At 56.8% G+C, this 17,922-nt stretch carries 18 protein-coding genes; 7 read left to right on the top strand and 11 right to left on the bottom strand.

Translation table 11 applies throughout. The annotated features are described in order from the left end of the window. Positions 1-26: 26 nt before the first annotated feature. The 6 genes from JQR90_RS13030 to JQR90_RS13005 form a co-directional block, all read right to left on the bottom strand. On the bottom strand, positions 27-1,358 hold the full coding sequence (locus JQR90_RS13030) for a deoxyguanosinetriphosphate triphosphohydrolase (protein WP_010795068.1): 1,332 nt from the start codon (positions 1,356-1,358) through the stop codon (positions 27-29). A gap of 110 nt (positions 1,359-1,468) precedes the next feature. Beyond that, the gene (locus JQR90_RS13025; RefSeq protein ID WP_010795067.1) at positions 1,469-2,647 is read right to left on the bottom strand and encodes an EAL domain-containing protein; all 1,179 of its coding nucleotides are present in this window, start codon (positions 2,645-2,647) and stop codon (positions 1,469-1,471) included. A 134-nt stretch (positions 2,648-2,781) separates the two neighbouring features. Continuing rightward, the gene (locus tag JQR90_RS13020) at positions 2,782-3,135 is read right to left on the bottom strand and encodes a hypothetical protein (protein WP_010795066.1); all 354 of its coding nucleotides are present in this window, start codon (positions 3,133-3,135) and stop codon (positions 2,782-2,784) included. Further along, positions 3,132-3,527: a phage holin family protein gene (locus JQR90_RS13015; protein ID WP_010795065.1), complete on the bottom strand. Its 396-nt coding sequence runs from the start codon at positions 3,525-3,527 to the stop codon at positions 3,132-3,134. Before JQR90_RS13015 ends, JQR90_RS13020 begins: the two co-directional genes overlap by 4 nt. Positions 3,528-3,543: 16 nt before the next feature. Next, a complete protein-coding gene (locus JQR90_RS13010; RefSeq protein ID WP_010795064.1) occupies positions 3,544-3,924 on the bottom strand; it encodes a DUF883 family protein in 381 nt (126 codons plus the stop codon). A gap of 96 nt (positions 3,925-4,020) precedes the next feature. Beyond that, positions 4,021-5,976: a monovalent cation:proton antiporter-2 (CPA2) family protein gene (locus JQR90_RS13005; protein ID WP_434140048.1), complete on the bottom strand. Its 1,956-nt coding sequence runs from the start codon at positions 5,974-5,976 to the stop codon at positions 4,021-4,023. 193 nt (positions 5,977-6,169) lie between these two features. Here JQR90_RS13005 and JQR90_RS13000 point away from each other — a divergent pair, with 193 nt between their 5' ends. Together JQR90_RS13000 and JQR90_RS12995 are read left to right on the top strand one after the other, a co-directional pair. Further along, positions 6,170-6,412 (top strand): glutaredoxin family protein, encoded by a 243-nt coding sequence (locus JQR90_RS13000; RefSeq protein ID WP_010795062.1) that lies wholly within the window; start codon positions 6,170-6,172, stop codon positions 6,410-6,412. 251 nt (positions 6,413-6,663) lie between these two features. Beyond that, the gene (locus JQR90_RS12995; protein WP_169715110.1) at positions 6,664-6,924 is read left to right on the top strand and encodes a DUF3509 domain-containing protein; all 261 of its coding nucleotides are present in this window, start codon (positions 6,664-6,666) and stop codon (positions 6,922-6,924) included. A gap of 157 nt (positions 6,925-7,081) precedes the next feature. Here the strand turns inward: JQR90_RS12995 and JQR90_RS12990 are convergent, their stop codons facing one another. The 3 genes from JQR90_RS12990 to JQR90_RS12980 form a co-directional block, all read right to left on the bottom strand. Beyond that, positions 7,082-7,576 carry a hypothetical protein gene (locus tag JQR90_RS12990; RefSeq protein ID WP_010795060.1) on the bottom strand — a complete coding sequence of 165 codons (495 nt, stop codon included), beginning with the start codon at positions 7,574-7,576 and terminating at the stop codon, positions 7,082-7,084. 15 nt (positions 7,577-7,591) lie between these two features. Next, complete coding sequence (locus tag JQR90_RS12985; RefSeq protein ID WP_010795059.1) at positions 7,592-7,870, bottom strand: DUF3509 domain-containing protein; 279 nt, start codon at positions 7,868-7,870, stop codon at positions 7,592-7,594. Positions 7,871-8,063: 193 nt separating this feature from the next. Next, positions 8,064-8,735, bottom strand: a complete 672-nt coding sequence (locus tag JQR90_RS12980; RefSeq protein ID WP_010795058.1) for a haloacid dehalogenase type II — start codon at positions 8,733-8,735, stop codon at positions 8,064-8,066. A 144-nt stretch (positions 8,736-8,879) separates the two neighbouring features. Here JQR90_RS12980 and JQR90_RS12975 point away from each other — a divergent pair, with 144 nt between their 5' ends. From JQR90_RS12975 to JQR90_RS12965, 3 genes are all read left to right on the top strand, one after another. After that, complete coding sequence (locus JQR90_RS12975) at positions 8,880-9,839, top strand: PfkB family carbohydrate kinase (protein ID WP_010795057.1); 960 nt, start codon at positions 8,880-8,882, stop codon at positions 9,837-9,839. Beyond that, on the top strand, positions 9,832-12,243 hold the full coding sequence (locus JQR90_RS12970; RefSeq protein WP_073449354.1) for a glycoside hydrolase family 65 protein: 2,412 nt from the start codon (positions 9,832-9,834) through the stop codon (positions 12,241-12,243). The genes JQR90_RS12975 and JQR90_RS12970 overlap by 8 nt, the downstream gene beginning before the upstream one ends. A gap of 217 nt (positions 12,244-12,460) precedes the next feature. Beyond that, entirely contained in the window at positions 12,461-12,667 is a 207-nt protein-coding gene (locus JQR90_RS12965) for a hypothetical protein (RefSeq protein WP_010795055.1), read from the top strand. 231 nt (positions 12,668-12,898) lie between these two features. Here JQR90_RS12965 and JQR90_RS12960 read toward each other — a convergent pair whose 3' ends face one another. Together JQR90_RS12960 and JQR90_RS12955 are read right to left on the bottom strand one after the other, a co-directional pair. Then, positions 12,899-16,138: an ATP-binding protein gene (locus JQR90_RS12960; protein WP_434140047.1), complete on the bottom strand. Its 3,240-nt coding sequence runs from the start codon at positions 16,136-16,138 to the stop codon at positions 12,899-12,901. A gap of 263 nt (positions 16,139-16,401) precedes the next feature. Then, positions 16,402-16,950, bottom strand: a complete 549-nt coding sequence (locus JQR90_RS12955; RefSeq protein ID WP_010795052.1) for a hypothetical protein — start codon at positions 16,948-16,950, stop codon at positions 16,402-16,404. A 158-nt stretch (positions 16,951-17,108) separates the two neighbouring features. Here JQR90_RS12955 and JQR90_RS12950 point away from each other — a divergent pair, with 158 nt between their 5' ends. Next, a complete protein-coding gene (locus JQR90_RS12950) occupies positions 17,109-17,342 on the top strand; it encodes a hypothetical protein (protein WP_010795051.1) in 234 nt (77 codons plus the stop codon). A gap of 222 nt (positions 17,343-17,564) precedes the next feature. Further along, positions 17,565-17,891, top strand: a complete 327-nt coding sequence (locus JQR90_RS12945) for a hypothetical protein (RefSeq protein WP_434140046.1) — start codon at positions 17,565-17,567, stop codon at positions 17,889-17,891. Positions 17,892-17,922: the final 31 nt, after the last annotated feature.

The following is a 17,922-nucleotide window of genomic DNA, read 5'->3' as shown; positions in this document are numbered from 1 at the left end:
TTTTCATGAGCGGCTGAAGAGCATGGTCAAACAGGGCTTGAGCGTCCTGTCATCTCGCGAGCCATTTCGGTGGCGTAGCTGTCCGTCATGCCGGCGATAAAGTCGATTACCCGCATGAACGAGCGGTGCAGCGGCCAGTTCGGGTCCGGCGCGCTGTTGCCTAACAGGTCCAGAATGCGCCGGTGCTTGAAGGATGGCTCACGGCCGCGATGCTGTTCAAGCGCTGCGCCACAAAACGCATTGAGCAGAATTTCAAGCGTGGTATAGGCACCGATTTCATGCAGTGTCTTGCGCTTGTCCTGGAAGATCTTTTCCCGGGCCATGGCTTTGGCGCGCTGCACGCACAGCTTGGCGGGACCATCCATGTGTTCGACCAGATCGTCCTTCAGGGTACCGGCCAGCAGGGCGTCCTGTTGTTCGACAAAGGCGCGTGCCGTGGCATTGGTCAGGTGTTCGATGGCCTTGCCACGCAAGATGGCCAGCTTGCGCCGACGCGAGTCCTGTGGGCCGAGCTGGCGATAGGTTTCGGGCAGATCATCGCCTACGAGGCCCAGCAGCAGGGCTTCCACTTCGGCATAGGTAAGCAGATCCATTTCCAACCCATCTTCCAGGTCGATCAGCGCATAGCAAATGTCATCGGCCGCTTCCATCAGATAGACCAGCGGATGCCGCGCCCAACGCTCCTCGCCAAGCAGAGGAATACCCAATTTGCTGGCAATCTGTTCAAGCAGCGGCAGCTCGCTCTGGTAGCAGCCAAACTTGTGTTTCTTGTAGCCGGGTGCCTCGGCATAGCGGGACGTCCAGGGGTACTTCAAGTAAGTCCCCAATGTGGCATACGTGAGGCGTGTGCCTCCATCGAACTGGTGGTACTCCAGCTGTGTCAGGACACGAAAGCCTTGGGCATTGCCTTCGAAGTGCAGGAAATCGTCGCGCTCGATGTCGCTCATGTCATCCAGCCAGCCACGGCCGGCCGCTTGGGCGAACCAGTGGCGAATCGCATCTTCCCCCGAGTGTCCGAAGGGAGGATTGCCGATGTCGTGCGCCAGGCACGCTGACTGCACGATTACCCCCAGATCGCTGGGTTCGCACCAGTCCGGCAACTGATGACGCAGGCTTTCGCCTACGCGCATACCGAGCGAGCGGCCTACACAGGCGACTTCAAGACTGTGGGTCAGTCGGGTATGGATATGGTCGTTGCTGCTGACCGGATGCACCTGCGTCTTACGTCCCAGGCGGCGAAAGGCGCCTGAGAAAATGATACGGTCGTGATCTTTGTGAAACGGGCTGCGGCCCAGTTCGGCGGTGCTGTGCACAGCCTTGCCGAGGCGCTCGCGGGTTAGAAGTGTTTGCCAGTCCAAGGCCTACCTCGCAACAACGGTTTTCGTGTGGCGTACCCTAGCAGGCTTGTGCCTGTAGGCGATACTGGGGCAATGCTTACACGATAGACCGTTCTCGATCAGGCAGGTTTTCAGATCTGGGGCTCCGTCAAAAGCGAGGCGTCAATGTCGATCAGCAGAAGCCGCTGCCCCTGGGCAATGAACTGGCCTGCCGTCATGCAGTACTGGTTGGTAGTGGCGTCCCGGTAGGTAGTGGAGAGATTCAGGCGGCGCTCATCCACGCCCTCGGCAAGCAGGCTGTAAAAGTATGGGCGCCATGACCAGTTGTGGTTCAGGTAGCGACGATTTTCCTGCCAGAACATGCCGTTCCATTCCAGATTCGGGCTTATCTGGGTGCCATGTCGATCGCACTGATACAGGCGCAGCAGCCAGGGCAGGTCATGGGGAAGGGGAAGTGCGCTGATCATTGACCTGTTTTCTGCCCAGGGACGCACCTCCTGGATAAAACGGGCCAGTTGCTGGCGCAACATCATGAGCCTTGTACGCTCTCGTAGCTTGCGCTGCACATAACGTGTTCGCAGGGCTGCAAAGCGCTCGACATGGGTCCCGGTTGGTTGAAACTGCTCAGCCGCTTGCGCAAAAAGAAAGCCTTGTATGTAGCGAGCGCCACATTCCAGTGCGAAATCAAGCTCTTCTTCCGTCTCAACCCCTTCGGCAATGATCCAGCAGCCAATCTTCTCAGCCATCAGGGCCATGGCTCTGACGACTTCACCACTGGGTCCACCCCTGGCCGCGGCTTGGAACAGGCGCATGTCGAGCTTGAGGATATCCGGTGCCAGGTCCATGACGCGATCCAGCTGTGAATAGCCTGCACCAAAGTCATCAATGGCGATTCTGGCACCGGCGGTACGGTAGCGATGAACCACGTCCAGTAAGCGTTGTTGATTACCTGCCAACTCGGTGATCTCAAACACGATACGCCGAGGGTCAATCCCCTGGCGTTCGACCTGCTTCAGGCTCGGCAATGGGTGATCCGCACGGGCGTGGCTGATCCAGCGGGGGGAAATATTCAAGCTCAGAAACCAGTCTGGTGGCGCGTCGCGGAAGCGGCTCAGGGCATTATCACGGATGTCTCGATCCAGCTGGCGCAGGTCTATGGGTGAAACCGTACGGGACGCGAACAGTGGGCCTACCGACTGACAGCTACCGTCTGCCTGACGCAGGCGGCCCAAGGCTTCTACGCCGGCGATCTGTCCGGTTGCGGTATCGATGAAGGGTTGAAAAAAGGCGAGAGGGTATCCTGTGAGCACGGGGTCCTTCCTGCGGATTAGGTCTGCCGTGAGCTGACCTGAGGTTGAAAAGAGGGTCTCTTTTCTCTCGCAAGAATGCGGCCAATATTCGCTAGGATAGAGCAGGCATATGGCGCATCCGTGCGCCAGTATTCCTAAGGGTAAGGGTGATGAGTACCCTGTTGCGCCGCGTGCTGCGCGTGCTGATTATGACGCACGGTCTGGTAACGCTTGACGAAGGGATACACGGCAAGACCTATCCGCGCCAGGCGTCCAATGGGCCCCAGGCGCTTACCAAACAACGATAGAAGCAGCGTCGCACCAATCACCAACGGCCCCTTGGACTGAGTGACCACGTCCTTGGGACGAACCATCTCCTTCAAGGTCCCGAGCGGATTGTGCAAGGGCTCGGCGTTGTAAACGATCTGCTGACGGTACAGCTCCATGCGCAGCCGTACCATTTCCTTACGCTTCTGACGGCCAACAGCCGCCGTTAGAGGTTGGTTCATGGCAGTAGGCGCTCCCGATTACGGGCCAGCTCTTCAAGCGTGGCATGGAACGGAGGATTCCCCTTTATCAGGCTCATGGCCTTCCAGACACACAGCGCCATCGCGACGGCGTAAGCGGCGGAAAGCAGAAGGGTTGCCAGCAAACGGTGAGTATCCCAGAACGCAATGATGACGGCCGCCGATAGCCCCACCAGGACTAGCAAACCGAAAATCAGGCTCAGGCCGGTCAGCAGGAACAGCTTGAAGGTGCGAACCTTCTCTTCCTGAACCTCGATACCCAGCAGCTCGAGGTGACTCTGGACCAGACCGACTGCCGCACCTGCCATCCGCTTCAGGGACGGCTTGGGTACTTCGTCTGGTATTTCATGGGGATTCGGCGGTGTCATGTCCATTCATCCCACTCCTTTATCAGCGACGGGTGAATAACAGGCCTACTACAAAGCCGATACCGGCTGCGATGCCTACGGACTTCAGCGGGTGCTCGATAACGTATTCTTCAGTGGTTTGAACAGCCGCACGGCTTTGATCGTACACGGAGGCCTGCTGGGCTTTCAGGGTTTCGCGAGCGCGGGCCAAGGTATCAGTCAGGCGGTTGCGGGCTTCATCCATCTGCTCGCCCGAAGACGATGTCGAACCTTTGAGCAGGCGCTCGGCATCTGCAATCAGTGCAGAAAACTCGGCAGTAATTGCATTCTGAACATTACGCAGGTTTTCACGGTGAGTCTGCTTTTGAGTGCTGGAATCGGTCTGGTCTTCCTGCGAGGGTGGAAGAACGCTTTCCATCGTCATATCGATACTCCTTGCAAAGATCGTGAAAGATTGAATTTCATTTGCTTCAGCGGGTTCGAACCTGTCTGGGTCGCAAAGGTTCCGTTTGTCGCTCTTTCACGACATACCGGCCAACAAGCGGGCCTCGGCCTGCTCCAACGCCGCGACCGGCCCTTTGAGCAGCAAGGTGTCATGGGCTTTAAGGAGTAGCTCCGGCGTGATGATCAGCTCCGCGCCATCACGGCGGATGGTTTCCAGACTAAGTCCCAGCGCCTCCAGCTCCAGAGAGTCCAGGGACCGCCCGACCGCATGGGCATTATCGGGAAGATAGATGGCATGCAGCATGATGCGGCTGTTGCGGTGAGCATCCAGCACATCGGCTTGTGCGCCTTGGTAATAACCTTGCAGCAGGCTGTAGCGCTCCCGGCGGATAGTGTCGATACGCTCCTGGACGTGGCGCTCCGATAACCCTAGGAGAAGTAGCGCCTGAGATCCCAGCATCAGGCTTGACTCAAGCAGTTCGGGAACAACGGCACTGGCACCTGCAGCGCGCAGGTCGGCGTTGAGGCTGCTGTCTCGTGTGCGCACCAGGATAGGTAGATCCGCCCGTTGCTGACGTGCCAGGCGAACAATGGCCAGCGCCCGGGACGGGTCGTCTACCGCAACAACCAATAGGCGGGCATGGGCAATGCCTACGGCCTCCAGGAGCTCGGTACGACTGGAGTCTCCATAATGAACGCTTGCCTCGATAGCCACGGCTTCCTGGACCCGAACAGGATCGTTATCCAGCGCTGTGAACGGTATTTTCTCCAGGCTCAGCAGGCGGGCGATCGACTGCCCGACCCGGCCGAAGCCGCAGATGATCACATGCCCGGCGAGACCCTCGCTGGCACTGGCAATGTCCGAGACGGGTGTTGGGCTGACCAGCCCCAATGATCGGGCCAGCCGCGAAGCATTGCGCAGCAGTACAGGCGCAATGGCCATGGAAATGAAAACAGCCGTCAACAGCGCACCGGAGAACATTTCTTCCACCAGTCCTTCCTGCCTGGCCTGCGCCACCAGTGCAAAGCAGAACTCGCTGCCCTGGGCCAGCGCCACGCCCGTGCGCCAGCCGGTGGCGTTATCGCCAAAGCGGTTTCGAACGACCAGTGCCACGATGAGTGCCTTCAGGACGACCAGTGCTAGGACCAGGAGCAGTACGAAACCAGGTTGGCGTATGACGACCTGTATATCGATCAGCATGCCGACACTGATAAAGAACAGGCCTAGAAGCACATCTCGGAAAGGACGCAAATCCGCTTCGACCTGATGCCGATAATGGCTCTCGCCCAGCAGCATCCCTGCCAGAAATGCGCCAAAGCCCATGGAAAGGCCCATCAGGTGCGTGAGCCAGGCGGTGAGCAGGACGATCAGCAATGCCAGCAGCAGAAACAGCTCGGCGGAGCGGGAGCTGCCGATTTCACGAAACAGGGGAGGCAAGAGCCAGCGGCTGGCCGCCAATAGGGTGATGAACAGGACGGCCGTCTTGCCCAAAGTAAGGGGAAGGGCCCAATACCACACGGTATCGGCATGCCCGCTGAAGACCGGAATCAGGGTCAAAAGCAGTACCGCGACCACATCCTGAAAAAGCAGGACGCCTATGGTGTTCTGACCATGGGGCGTCAGCACTTCGCCCAAGGTGGAAAGCTCTCGCGTCACGATGGCGGTTGAGGACAGTGACAGTCCAACCCCTAACAACGCGGCAGTTCCGGGCGAGGCGCCCAGCAGATTCAGGAGCAGTGCCAGCGGAATGCTGCATAGCAGAATCTGGAAACTGCCCAACCCGAAGACGACCCGACGCAACGCCAGCATGCGAGGCAGGGAAAATTCCAGGCCTAGCATGAAAAGCAAAAACACGACGCCCATCTCGGCAATCAGGGGAAGAGACTGATCCGGCTGAACCCAGCCCAAGGCATTGGGGCCCAGGACCAGACCTACGAACAGATAGCCCAGCAAGGGCGGCAGTCCGACTCGGCGTATTAGCGAGATGACCACCAGGGACGCCGCCAACAGCAAGAGAAGATCAATGAACACGTAGGCCTCACAGTCAGGTTACGTCACTAAGTCGACCACGTAATGAGGGGTTATCTCCCCTTCGAATACGCCAAGCCCCGTGATGATGAGCAAAAGTCTAAATGAGCCAGCGTAAACTCCATTGAGGTATATCAATGCTTGGCTTGCTCAAGCCGTACCATACTGAAAGATGTTGCACGTTTAGGAGGTGGCCATGAGCCCACATTGTCAGTTGTTGGTTACCGCAGCCTGCCACCTCTGTCATGACGCTGAAACGGTCCTGATGCCCTTCGTTGAGCATGGTCTGCTGGTCGAAACCGTTGATATTGTGGAATTGGACGGAGGCGTGGAGCGGTACGGCATGCGAATTCCGGTACTGCGTCACTTGGAAAGTGGACGGGAGCTGGATTGGCCGTTCAGTTGCGAACAGATCGCCACCTTTTTAATGCAGGATTAGGCCAGAGTTATTACTGTTGATGGAGGCAAGGAAGGGAGTTGTATGACACTGCTTCGTCTTTAAACCGCCCATTTTGCCGGTAGATGGCGCATTGATAGCAGCAGGATCGCGACTTCTATTGCATTTTTTCGTGAATTTCAAGTTTTTGTTGTGAACTCTGGCTTCCAAGTCACTGTCTTTCTCATCGCATTCATAAAACGTAAAACTATTTAATGAATGGGGGAATGATGAATAGCGCAACTGAAAAACTGATGACTGCCTTTCCAACTTACGAATGCTCGGTAACTGAGCCTCGTCCTGACGGAAGCGTTGTGTTCTGCGTACAGGATTTGGGCAGCGATGCGCGAGTTACGCGTGTGATTTCCGCTCGCCAGCTAAGCGATGACCGCGCGCTGCAAATCGTGATCGACGATATGCGCAAAGACGTCTCGCTTCGCGCGGGGGCGTTGGCACCGCAATCGTTGGCTACCTTGCGAGCCACGGGCGCTACCGTAATGCGTTATGCTGATTGAGGCATAGGCGTCTGTCTATGACAGCGTGTTATTGCGCTTGCTCAATCGACATCCAGCAGGCTTTGCCTGTTGGATGTCATGCGTGTTGATTTAGAACAAAAAACCCGCCACTAGCGGGTGTTGCTGTTGCGCTAAAAAGTAGGGCTGGCCATTGACGCTAGTACTTACACCCCATCAAGCGACAGCCCTTGCAAGGCAGATCTGCAGGGGCTGTCGTTTCCTCCGGACAGGTGTCCGGTTTTTCAAGACCTGTATCCCAGACTGGAAAACCCAGGCCCTGCGCAGCCAACGCGCGTCGGGCTGCCGAGACAGTACCTTTCAGCGAGCCGGGTTCGCTGTATTGCACCTGACGAATGCGTGTTGAGCGGTAGGCGACGCGTCCGTAGAGATCAAGCACGCTAAAGGAAAATGTTCCCTGCAGGTCAGTCAGTGTTGGCCACACCTTGAGCGGGGCCAATGCGTCTGCCAGCTCATCACATGCCAACGCATAGCGTGTCGCCATGATCGCGTCGGTAACGACCGTATTTTCTTTGGACGACAGGTTCGTCGCGTCAGCTAGCGGAATTACCGTATTAAAAGAGGAGGGCGCGCCGATCGACTCACCATGATCATAAGTCATCGAGACACCACCAAGGCCGTTGGGTGAAGACATGCAGCTACTACTTGCTCAGCGGGAGATCGAATACGTCTTGTAGGGCGACAGGGAGGCCAACAGCTCCGGTACACCACAGCCACTGTCGATCGCCATGCCCAGGCGAATGCCATCGATGACGCGGTCCAGCTTTTTCGGCGTGTGCAGTTGCTCTTTGGTAATCAGACGACGAGCCTTGGTGCCGGTATCGTCCGAAAGGGTCAGCGTGACGCTTCCATCCATGCGCTCAATACGGAAATTGACGCGGTAATCAGCTTCGAAAGCCGCAGCGATAACTTGAAAAGGATTATCCATATGCCTCACCTGATAGCCACACCAACGTTACGGTTTCATTGACATAGGTCAGGTCCGCAAAGTTCTACGTTTTTTTTCTGTCTGCGACAGATGCGCATGGGTATACAGTTTGGCTGTGATCTCTGCCTGCCGTGGAGGCCGCGGCATTAGTCACTGATGGGCTCAGGAATCAGTAACATACAGAAACATCTATTCAGGCTGACTCCAGGGTCAGTATCTGTTCGACGACTGCCGTCAGGTCAGAACCCTGAACTGTAGGTGGCGCCAATGGGCTGGGTACCTGTTGAGCAGTGCGTGAAACCAGTGCGGTCTTGAAGCCTGCGCGTTGGGCGCCGGCGATGTCCCAGGCATGCACGGCAATCAGCCACAGCCGTTTTGGGTCTGTATTCAGGGTTTTGGCAGCCTGGAGATACGCAGGCGCATCCGGCTTTAGAGTCTGAGCATCTTCTGCCGAAAGCACTTCATCAAAATAGCCACGCAGTCCAGCGGCGGATAATTGGGCATCAACCAGCTCGCGTGCATTATTGGACAGGGCGACTATTCGAGCCCCTGACTTGCGCAACTGCTCAAGCGCTGGCTCGACATCGGGGTGCGCTGGCAGCATACGCATGGCGGTTTTAACGTGGTGGCGATCGGCTTCTGAAAGCTGAACCTGTTCACGTTGCGCCAGCATGGTCAGCGCAGCCTGCCCAGCTTCCTCGAATGAAATGCTAGGGCCAGTAATCGTAGCGGTCATGGCGTTCTGCAGCGTCTGGGCAAACCAGGCACTACGCGCTGTGGATGAACCAAAGGTCTGGAAAAAGACCGAATCCAACCCTGCCAGATCCAGCAGTGTTTCATTGATATCGAACAGGCAACAGGTCATGGGCGTTCCTTACGTATGAGTCTAAGGTGGACAGCCTGTTGTTACACCTGGTTGCGCAATCGATCGGTAAAAACGAGCTTTCAGCGAACCTGAACAATCGGGGCGAGTCCTCCTTAGTGCTCTTATTCTCATGGGAGAAACGCCTTGACCCGCTCTACATTGCTATCCCTGGGCAGCATCAATGCAGACTTTCAAATGCGGCTCGATGAGGAGCCAGGTAGTGCCGAAACCTTGCTCGCCCATGACCACGTGCGCCTTTCGGGAGGCAAAGCGGCCAACGTAGCCTATTTGGGTGCGGTATTCGGATGTACGTCTCGGCTGCTGGGCTGCGTGGGAGACGATGATCTGGCAAGACAAGCCCTGTCGCCTCTGCAGGCTGCAGGGGTCGATATAGGTTCGGTTTGCACGGCGCGCGGAGCGACTACCGGGGTTTCCATCATTATGGTCCCGCCCAAAGGCAAGAAACAGATCGTTTTGGCAACCAACGCCAACGATCAATGGGATGAGGCATCTGCCCAGGCCATGGTTGAGGCGATCAGGCAGACCGCTCCGCCGGCGTTGCTGACAGTGGACTATGAGATACCTGCCTGGGTAGTGCGTAAGGCTGTCGAGGCGGCAGACCAGCGTACCGTTCCTGTCGTAATGGACTTGTCCTTTCCCGACCGCGTTGAAAAGGCATTGCTGAGCAAGGTTCTGGCGGTATCGCCCAATGCCTCCGAAGCCGAGGGAGTCACCGGCATCACGATCGACTCTCCCGAATCGGCCTTGGAAGCGGCTCGAACGCTTCATAAGTGGGGCGTCTCGATTGTGTGCATCAAGCTGGAGGATGGCGGTTGTGTGCTGGTAACCGAGGAGGGCGCAGCGCTTATCCCGGCAGGAGAGGCTGATATAGTGGACAGCACGGGGGCCGGTGATGCGTTCACAGGCGTTCTGTCGATTGCCCTGCTGGAAGGCCTCGCACCGCTGGAAGCCGCTTTGCGAGGCGTTGCTGCTGCCAACCTGGCAGTAAGAGGATACGGCTCGCAACCTGCCTATCCTTCGCGCGAGGAGGTGGAGCAGCAGGCGGACCGGCTGAGAGCAGGGGTACGCAATCTCCATGAATGATGCGTTCAACACAACTCGCACCGAGATCATATTCAATGAGTACAAGCCCTCGGACGAACGTCGCCGTGAAGCACTTCTGGCACTGGGCAATGGTGTGCTCAGTATGCGGGCCAGTGCACCGGAACTTAGCGCAAGCCGTCTGAGCCAGGGGGACGACCAGCACTACCCCGGTTTTTATCGTGCGGGTTGGTATGACGATGCGCCACGCAGGGTGAATGGGACGCGCATCGCCATGACGGCCTTGGTCAACCTGCCTGATCCGTTCGGACTCACGTTCGCGCTGGATGATGACCTGTGGTTCAACCTAGCCTCTGTCAAGCTTCAGCGTTATCGCCAGGTACTTTCACTGGACCGTGGCACGCTGCGGCGCGACATGACTTTCATGATGGGGCCGACGCGTGAAGTGCGGCTGAGCGAGACGCGTCTGGTCAGCATGGCCGACCCTGATCTGTGCGTACTGCGCTGGGAGGTGTACGTACCCGATGGAGGCTGCATCCGGGTGCGCTCGACGCTCAACGCCGGGGTCAGAAATGCCGGGGTCAAGCGTGATGCAGCCTATGAGGGGCGACGCCTGCAAACCATTGGATTCCATAGCGAAGCTGACGGTGGCGCCGCTGTGTTGGCATCCCTGCATGACCGGTCCCGCGAGGTAGCAGTTGCGGCACATACCCGGCTAAGTATGCCGGCTGGTCCCTGGCAACAGGCCGTGATGGGCGACTGCCTGTGCCTTGAGGCTACCTGTGATCTGCCTGAAGGCAGAACGCTGATCATCGAGAAATATGTAACGGTCAGGGTCGAGGGTGAAATCCCGCGTCATGAGGACAGTGGGGTAACGCTTTCGATTATGCTCGACCAACTCCGTCGGCGCTCCGATTTTGATAGCGTCCTGCAGCGGCACGCCGCCCATTGGCACAGGTTATGGGGCCGCATGGCCATGCAGATGACCGAGCATCATCTCGCCTTGCCCCTGCGCCTGCATCGTTTCCATGTGCTTCAGGCGCTTTCGCCCAACAGTCTTGGTCAGGACATGGGGTGGCCTGCCAGAGGTTGGCAGGAAGGATATTTTGGGCAGATCTTCTGGGATGAGATTTTTGCCATGCCCTTTCTAGCCACTCACTTTCCAGAGCTTGCTCATACGGTAGTGAACTACCGCTATGCCCGCCTCGACATGGCACGGGCGTTGGCGCGCAGGAGCGGGTATCGCGGAGCGATGTTCCCCTGGAGAAGCGGGCGAACCGGAGGGGAGGAAACCCCTCCTTATCAGTGTAATCCACTGTCCCATCACTGGGTGCCCGACCATACCTGTCTGCAACGGCACGTGGGTTCAGCCATTGCCTATGATGTCTGGCAGCTGTATCTCGCTACAGGAGATCGCTCCCTGTTGAGCCACAACGGCGGCGAGCTGATTCTGGAAATTGCTCGCTTCTGGGCCAGCATGGTGCGTTTTAATCCAGAGCGGGGGCGCTATGTAATTGAAGGCGTTATTGGTCCCGACGAGTATCACAACGCGTATCCCAATACCGATGTGCCGGGGCTCGATAACAATGCCTATACCAATGTCATGGCGTCCTGGGTGTTGGCCCTGGCTCTGGAATTACTTGATCTACTACCTGACGAGGAAGCCGATGCACTTCAACAGCGGCTTGGTGTTACGCCACTGGAGCGAGTGGATTGGGATCGGATCAGCCGTACGCTGTATGTCCCTGTGCAGGGAGATGGCGTAATCAGCCAGTTTGAAGGCTTTGACCGGCTGGAGTCACCGCCCCCAAAATTTCGTCAAGATGGGCGGCCGCGCCTGGACTGGATGCTGGAGGCTCAAGGTGACAAGACCGACAATTATCAGCTGACCAAGCAAGCCGATGTGCTGATGCTACTTTACCTGTTTCCGCCCCGGGAATTGGAGCGGCTTCTTGCGCGCTTGGGCTATATCGAGCATTTGGCTGAGATTCGGCGAACGGCTGACTACTACCTGGCACGTATCACGCATGAATCCAGTCTGTCAAAAGTGGTTTGTGCGGGTGCGTTGGCTCGTCTGGATGCGGAGCGCTCTTGGGACTACTTCAGGCAGAGCTTGCGTACCGACCTGGATGCACCTTCTGATAGCGGCATTCAGGAAGGGATTCATCTGGGCGCCATGGCCGGGTCGCTGGATGTCCTGCAGCGGCATTACCTGGGGATAGTGCCCAGTGTGGCCTGTTTACAGGTGATGCCTGCGCCTCCTGCTGCGCTGGACAATGTTTCGTTGGATATCGAGTACAAAGGGGTGCGGCTGAGTGTCGCGTTGAAAGACCGGATATTGTCCTTATCTTCTGACCCTCGAAACAGCCACGACGCTTGTATCGAGTACTGGGACAACCGGTTCTCCCTGAAACCCGGCCAAGTCATCCATTTGACATGCCGCTAGGTCAAGAATAAGTCGCTACGACTATCAAGAAGTAGTCTTTTAAACCGATACCTAACGACAAGAATTAACGGTTGCAGTCATTTGACTGGTTGATAACCGCTCGTCAGGTATTTGGCCCCTATTAGTTAGCTTGCTGCCTTTTGATGTGACCGCTGGATATTAAGCTTGCGTCTTCAGGCAGCTGAATCGATTTTTTAATATCTTGTATGGAGGTAACGTGAGAACTAAAGAAGGTGCATCGAAACGTCGTCGAGAGGGCGTATCGATTATGGAATGGCTGGTTATTGGCGTCCTCTCGGTTTATATCGTATTCAGTCTCACCGTTTTCGCACAGAAGCAGTGGAATTCACTGACCGAAGTGCAAAAAGAACAGATCATCGAAGACATCAGCCGTGCTGCCCAAGAAACGCCGCTGCTGACCTGATCACGCTTCTTTCAAGCCCTGTAGCTTTTACCGCATAAGAATAAAAGCAAAACTACTTCATAGGATCCTGCTTAGCGGATCAGGGGTATTTATTTGCCTTTGAAAAGAGTATTGAACCGTTATTTTAAATGGATTCAATGTTTCCATGCGGTTTGCTCAACAATAAAGTATTTCTGAAACCCTCAAGATAGAGCCTGTCTTGAGGGTTTTATTTATACCAATGTACTTATGTCAATTAAGTTTGATAGTTTGCTCGCGGCTTGCAACATTAATAATGACGCTGGCAAGTTGGCTCAAAGTAAACGGCTTGCTCAATACTGTAAGATTGCCCGCAGAGAGCGCAGCTGAGTCCGCATATCCCGTCATCAGCACAATCCTGAGTTCCGGTTTGATGGCCAGACCCTGCTTGCACAGCTCCATGCCTGTCATGCCGGGCATGGCATAGTCGGTCAGAAGCAGATCTATCCCGTCTCCATCATGTAACTGCTGTATCGCTTCCTGCCCATTTGCCGCCTCGATGTGTTCATAGCCTAGCTCCGATAGCATGGCAGACGTTGAGTGACGTACCTGCGCGTCGTCATCCACCAGCAGAATCCTTAGCGGGATTGGAGAGGAAAGGTCTACGTTGACCGGCTCGCTCATTGCCTGTACCGGCTCTGAAGTACGGGGCAGGTAAAGAGAGATACACGTGCCGTGACCTGGCTGGCTTTGTATTTCAACGTCTCCCCCAAACTGACGAACCGTGCCATAGACCTGGGCCAAGCCCAATCCTGTCCCTTTGCCCTGTGCTTTGGTGGTGAAAAAGGGCTCGAACACGTGGCTGAGCACCTCCTGAGACATACCTTCACCGGTGTCGGTAAGGCTGATACGTATGAACTCGCCTCGTCCCAGGGAGGCCGGGCGACTATCCGAGGCGCTTATGTTCTGTGTCTGAATGGTCAGGCTTCCGCCGCTGGGCATGGCGTCCCGCGCATTCACCGCCAGGTTTACGATAGCCAATTCAAACTGGTCAGAATCGCTTTGCGCGGGCCAGAGGCCTGCTTGAAGGTTCATCACCAGTTCTACGGTGCCGCCAAGGGTGGCGTGCAACAGGGCCTGCATACCTTGTAGGGTCGAGTTGAGGTCAACGGGGCGGGCATTGAGTCGCTGCTTACGCGAGAAAGCAAGCAGCTGCGCGGTCAGCCTAGCGCCTCGATTGGCGGCCTGCTGTGCATTTTTCAGCAAGCGACTCGTACGCTCGTCGTGAGTACGCCGCTCCAGCAAATCCAGCGAGGCGATTACGACGGCAAGCAGGTTGTTGAAGTCGTGAGCCACGCCCGCTGTCAGCTGACCGATCGCATCCATCTTTCGCGACTGGGCCAGCTGCTCCTCGGCTTCCTGGCGCAGGTGCGCCAGCTCAAGGGTAGATTGAACCCTGGCCTTGAGCTCCCGGGCGGAAAAGGGTTTGACAAGGTAGTCATCTGCACCGGCTGCCAACCCATCCACACTGGCCTCTTCACCGGCACGTGCCGAGAGCATAATGATGGGCAGGGTGTTAAGCAGCGGATCTTCCCGTAGCTTGCGTACCAGGCCGAATCCATCCAGTTGGGGCATCATCACGTCGGTCAATAACAGGTCTGCTCCGTACTGCTGCAGAACCTCAAGCGCGGCGGCTCCGTCTGCGACCGCAACAACGTCATGATCAGGCTCAAGCAGGCGCTGGATGTAGGCGCGCATATCCGCGTTGTCATCGGCTAGCACAATACGGGCACGCCGCTTCATGGGATCCCTTGCTGCGACCATCACCGCTCCAGCCGCCTGGGTTTCCAGCCGCGGAGTCACGGGGTCATCAACCAGCCAGCGCAAGGCCTCCTCTACAAACGGTGCCGCTCCAGGGCTTTCGCTCGCACCGGATGCACCATCCTGAAGCGATTCGTCCGGGAGATGACGGCTGCCAAAGGGAATTCTCAAGGTGAACGTGGTGCCGTGGTTCAGCTCGCTGTTCACGGATACCGAGCCACCATGCAGTGAAACCAGCTCATTCACCAGGGCCAGGCCAATACCTGAACCTTCATAGGAACGGCTCTTGGTGTCTTCGATTCGGTGGAAGCGCTCAAAAAGACGGGGAAGGTGCTCTGCAGCAATGCCGACCCCGGTGTCAGCTACGGTCAGCTGAACATGGGTATCGGTCGAGCTCAGTTCCAGGCGGATCTGGCCGCTGAACGTAAACTTGAACGCATTGGATAATAGATTGAGGACCACCTTTTCCCACATCTCCCGGTCGACAAAGACGGGCTCGGGGAGGGTGGGGCAGAAGACATCGAAACGAAGACCCGCCCGCTCGATAGCCGAGCGAAAACTGCTTGCTAGATCTGCTGTAAAAGATGCCAGATCCGTAGGCACGAACCGGGCTTGCGAGCGGCCTGCTTCGACACGGGAGAAGTCCAGCAATGTGTTGACCAGCCGCAGTAGGCGGAGGGCATTGCGGTGCGCTATGGTCAACTCACCCCGAACCTCGGGCGTCAGGGTTTGTGTTCCAAGTAGATCTTCAAGCGGACCCAGCATGAGTGTCAGGGGGGTTCTGAACTCATGGGATACGTTGGAGAAGAACTGAGTCTTGGCACGGTCCAGCTCAGCCAGCATCTCGGCTCTCTGCTGTGCCTGTTCATACGCACGGGCATTGCGCAGGGCCGTCGAAACCTGCCCTGCGACCAGTGTGATGAATGTGGCATAGGCATCATCCAGCGCACGGCTTGGACTGATCCCCACGATCAGGACCCCTAGCGGCTCGGCATCACTTTCGCCAGCGATCGGCATGATATGCGCCGAATCGACAGGGTCCTGCCAGAGGCCACCATGAAGCCCCAGCGCATCTGAAAGCCCGGTAATGGTTTGGGCTTGCCCAGCCAAGACCTGTTTGAAGGGCCACAGCGGCTCAGTCGCGGTGCTGCCCACAGACACGGTAGAGGGCACATGAGCCCCCGGGTCTATGGGCGTCGCGGCAACCAGATTCAGCGTCTCTTCAGGGCCTTTTAGATAAAGCAGTGCAAAAGGCAGATCCAGCGGATCACTGGCCAGTGCGGCTCCAATGTCCCTGCCGGTGGTTTCGACACTTCGAATTTCACCGGCCTGTGTGGAGAGATCGCTCAGCAGCTTCAATCGGCGCTCGCCTACAACCTGCAGAGTGACTTCGCTACACACAGCCAGCATGCCGACAATGCTTCCTTCGTCATTTTCGGCTGGTGCATGGGAGACGCTGAAATAGGCTTCTTCGCGGTAGCCTGCGCGGTCCATCAGCAGAGGAAGGGCTGCGGTCCAGTTCGCCTGTCCACTTTCCATGACCCGTTCGATCATAGGACCAAGGGTATCCCAGTTTTCCGCCATGGTAATGCGGATATCCTCGCCCAGCGCTCGGGGATGTTTATCGCCGATCAGCTTGGCGTAGGCATCATTGTAGATCTGCGTAAATGCACTACCCCAGGTAAGGATCATGGGGTACTGAGACGAAAGAAGGGTACGGACCGTTGAGCGAAGGCTCTGTGGCCAGGTGGATACGGCGCCTAGTGGTGTTTTCGACCAATCAAGGTCCCTTGCCAGGGCACGTATCTCACCAGGGCCACGAAACAGAGTTAGAGCAGAAGCGTTATGTGAGGTCATGTGACAGGATAACAGGCGGCTCCCGGATTATCCGGGACACAAAGTGTATTAAATCCATGCTTCGCCGATGAACTCAACTGTCCGCTGTTAGGAATCAGTCATTGATCAACAGGCATCCAGCCCAGGCGCTGCTCGACCGCGGTGCGATAAGGCGTTCTGATTTCAAGCGGAAGCTGCCTGACATAGTTGCAGGCATGATCTCGAATATCCCCTTCAAGCCCATCGAGATAAGCAATGGCTTCATCAACAGAAGGCATACGGTCCTCTTCGTCCCTCGACTTGGGAGGCAAAGCCGTCCAGACCACGGCATCCAGCTCCCTGTGGTCAGCCCAGGCTCGAATGCGTTCACCATAGGGACCTTCGTATTCGCCTGGAATACTGCCTACGTATTCAGGGCGTTCACGGTTGATCTGCTCGCGATCACGTAGCAATTCACGGGCGATATCAATGTCCTGAACATTCAACAGTGCCCAGAACGTAGGGCTATCCGGTGCGCTTGAAGACAAGGCAACCGCTAATTCTCCACCGTCACAGGTGCGGCAGAGCTCTACCGGCAACCTTGGACCATCGTTCATCCAGGCAGAAGCCAATGGAAGCGGGCCGGGCTTCCAGATCAGGGAGCCCCAGGCAAGACAAGCAATACGCATGCTGAATACTCGCGGTTGGAATCGGATGGGATTGGGTTGCGAAGGCAACATACAGGTTTGAAGGTAAGAAACCGTTTCGGTTCAGCACAACCGACCGGGGGCAGTCAGGCGGGCGATCCTATAGAATAGCCGAGCCTAGAAACTCGCTGAGTAATCGAATGAACGACTCCAAATCCAAAGTACGCCCATTAACCTGGATCGGCCTGGTGCTGTTCGTAGGCGGAGTAGTGGGGCTGGTAACGGCTCTGGTGCCGCTGATCGGTCCTGAAAGAGCGCCTCGTGACGCGGGTCACCTGACGCCCCTGGTCCTGTCAGCAGTTGTCCAGTTCATCGGTTATGTACTGCTCAATCGCAACCGTTTCCGTGGACGTAAGCAGCCAGGAAAGCGCTGATTTCCCTTGAGGTCATATAGCCATCTCATCTGTTTCTTGGCTCCATCCTGTCTGAGCTTCCAATCGCTGCGAACGAAATCACAGAAAGCGAGTCGGAAGGAATCGTTACGACTGGGTTGAAGTCCTTTAAGGATGACCGGGCCTTGAGCGTAGCGATGTCAATCAGGGTTCGGCATGGCGTGCAGCCGTGAGTGCTGCCGGGCCGGAAAAGGATGAAGATTCATGCGCAAGACAATCGTGATGCTTTCCCTGGCGCTCCTGGCAGCGTGCACCCATGGGAACAAGAATGACCAGACCGCTCAGGATGTGCAGGTTGAGCGGTACATGACCGAGCAGCAACTCGTAGGCTCGATGGGTAAACCGGATCATGTACAGAAGGAAGGGTCGCTGACCGTCCTTGTTTACAGGGACCGGTTGCTCAGCATGTCAGCCGATCGCTCGGATTATTCCTTTATCTTTGACGGGGGCCACCTCGTCGAATACACCCCTGGAAGGGTCAAGGTGCAGACCCAGAACGGCACGCCAAAGATTACAGTGGAGCCTGCCTGACTGTAGGGAGTAGGGCAGCGGAAAGGGAGGT

The sequence above is a fragment of the Pseudomonas sp. JZ114 genome (assembly GCF_051027705.1).
GTDB lineage: Bacteria > Pseudomonadota > Gammaproteobacteria > Pseudomonadales > Pseudomonadaceae > Chryseomonas > Chryseomonas luteola.
This window is presented reverse-complemented; position numbering and strand designations above follow the sequence as displayed.

Excerpts from the sequence above, each read along its gene's own strand:
- JQR90_RS12955 (WP_010795052.1), bottom strand. The coding sequence starts at position 16,950 with ATGCGTATTGCTTGTCTTGCCTGGGGCTCCCTGATCTGGAAGCCCGGC.
- JQR90_RS12985 (WP_010795059.1), bottom strand. The coding sequence starts at position 7,870 with ATGGATAATCCTTTTCAAGTTATCGCTGCGGCTTTCGAAGCTGATTAC.
- JQR90_RS12945 (WP_434140046.1), top strand. The coding sequence starts at position 17,565 with ATGCGCAAGACAATCGTGATGCTTTCCCTGGCGCTCCTGGCAGCGTGC.
- JQR90_RS12960 (WP_434140047.1), bottom strand. The coding sequence starts at position 16,138 with ATGATCCTTACCTGGGGTAGTGCATTTACGCAGATCTACAATGATGCC.
- JQR90_RS13000 (WP_010795062.1), top strand. The coding sequence starts at position 6,170 with ATGAGCCCACATTGTCAGTTGTTGGTTACCGCAGCCTGCCACCTCTGT.
- JQR90_RS12980 (WP_010795058.1), bottom strand. The coding sequence starts at position 8,735 with ATGACCTGTTGCCTGTTCGATATCAATGAAACACTGCTGGATCTGGCA.
- JQR90_RS12995 (WP_169715110.1), top strand. The coding sequence starts at position 6,664 with ATGACTGCCTTTCCAACTTACGAATGCTCGGTAACTGAGCCTCGTCCT.
- JQR90_RS12950 (WP_010795051.1), top strand. The coding sequence starts at position 17,109 with ATGAACGACTCCAAATCCAAAGTACGCCCATTAACCTGGATCGGCCTG.
- JQR90_RS13015 (WP_010795065.1), bottom strand. The coding sequence starts at position 3,527 with ATGGACATGACACCGCCGAATCCCCATGAAATACCAGACGAAGTACCC.
- JQR90_RS13020 (WP_010795066.1), bottom strand. The coding sequence starts at position 3,135 with ATGAACCAACCTCTAACGGCGGCTGTTGGCCGTCAGAAGCGTAAGGAA.
- JQR90_RS12970 (WP_073449354.1), top strand. The coding sequence starts at position 9,832 with ATGAATGATGCGTTCAACACAACTCGCACCGAGATCATATTCAATGAG.
- JQR90_RS12990 (WP_010795060.1), bottom strand. The coding sequence starts at position 7,576 with ATGTCTTCACCCAACGGCCTTGGTGGTGTCTCGATGACTTATGATCAT.
- JQR90_RS13010 (WP_010795064.1), bottom strand. The coding sequence starts at position 3,924 with ATGACGATGGAAAGCGTTCTTCCACCCTCGCAGGAAGACCAGACCGAT.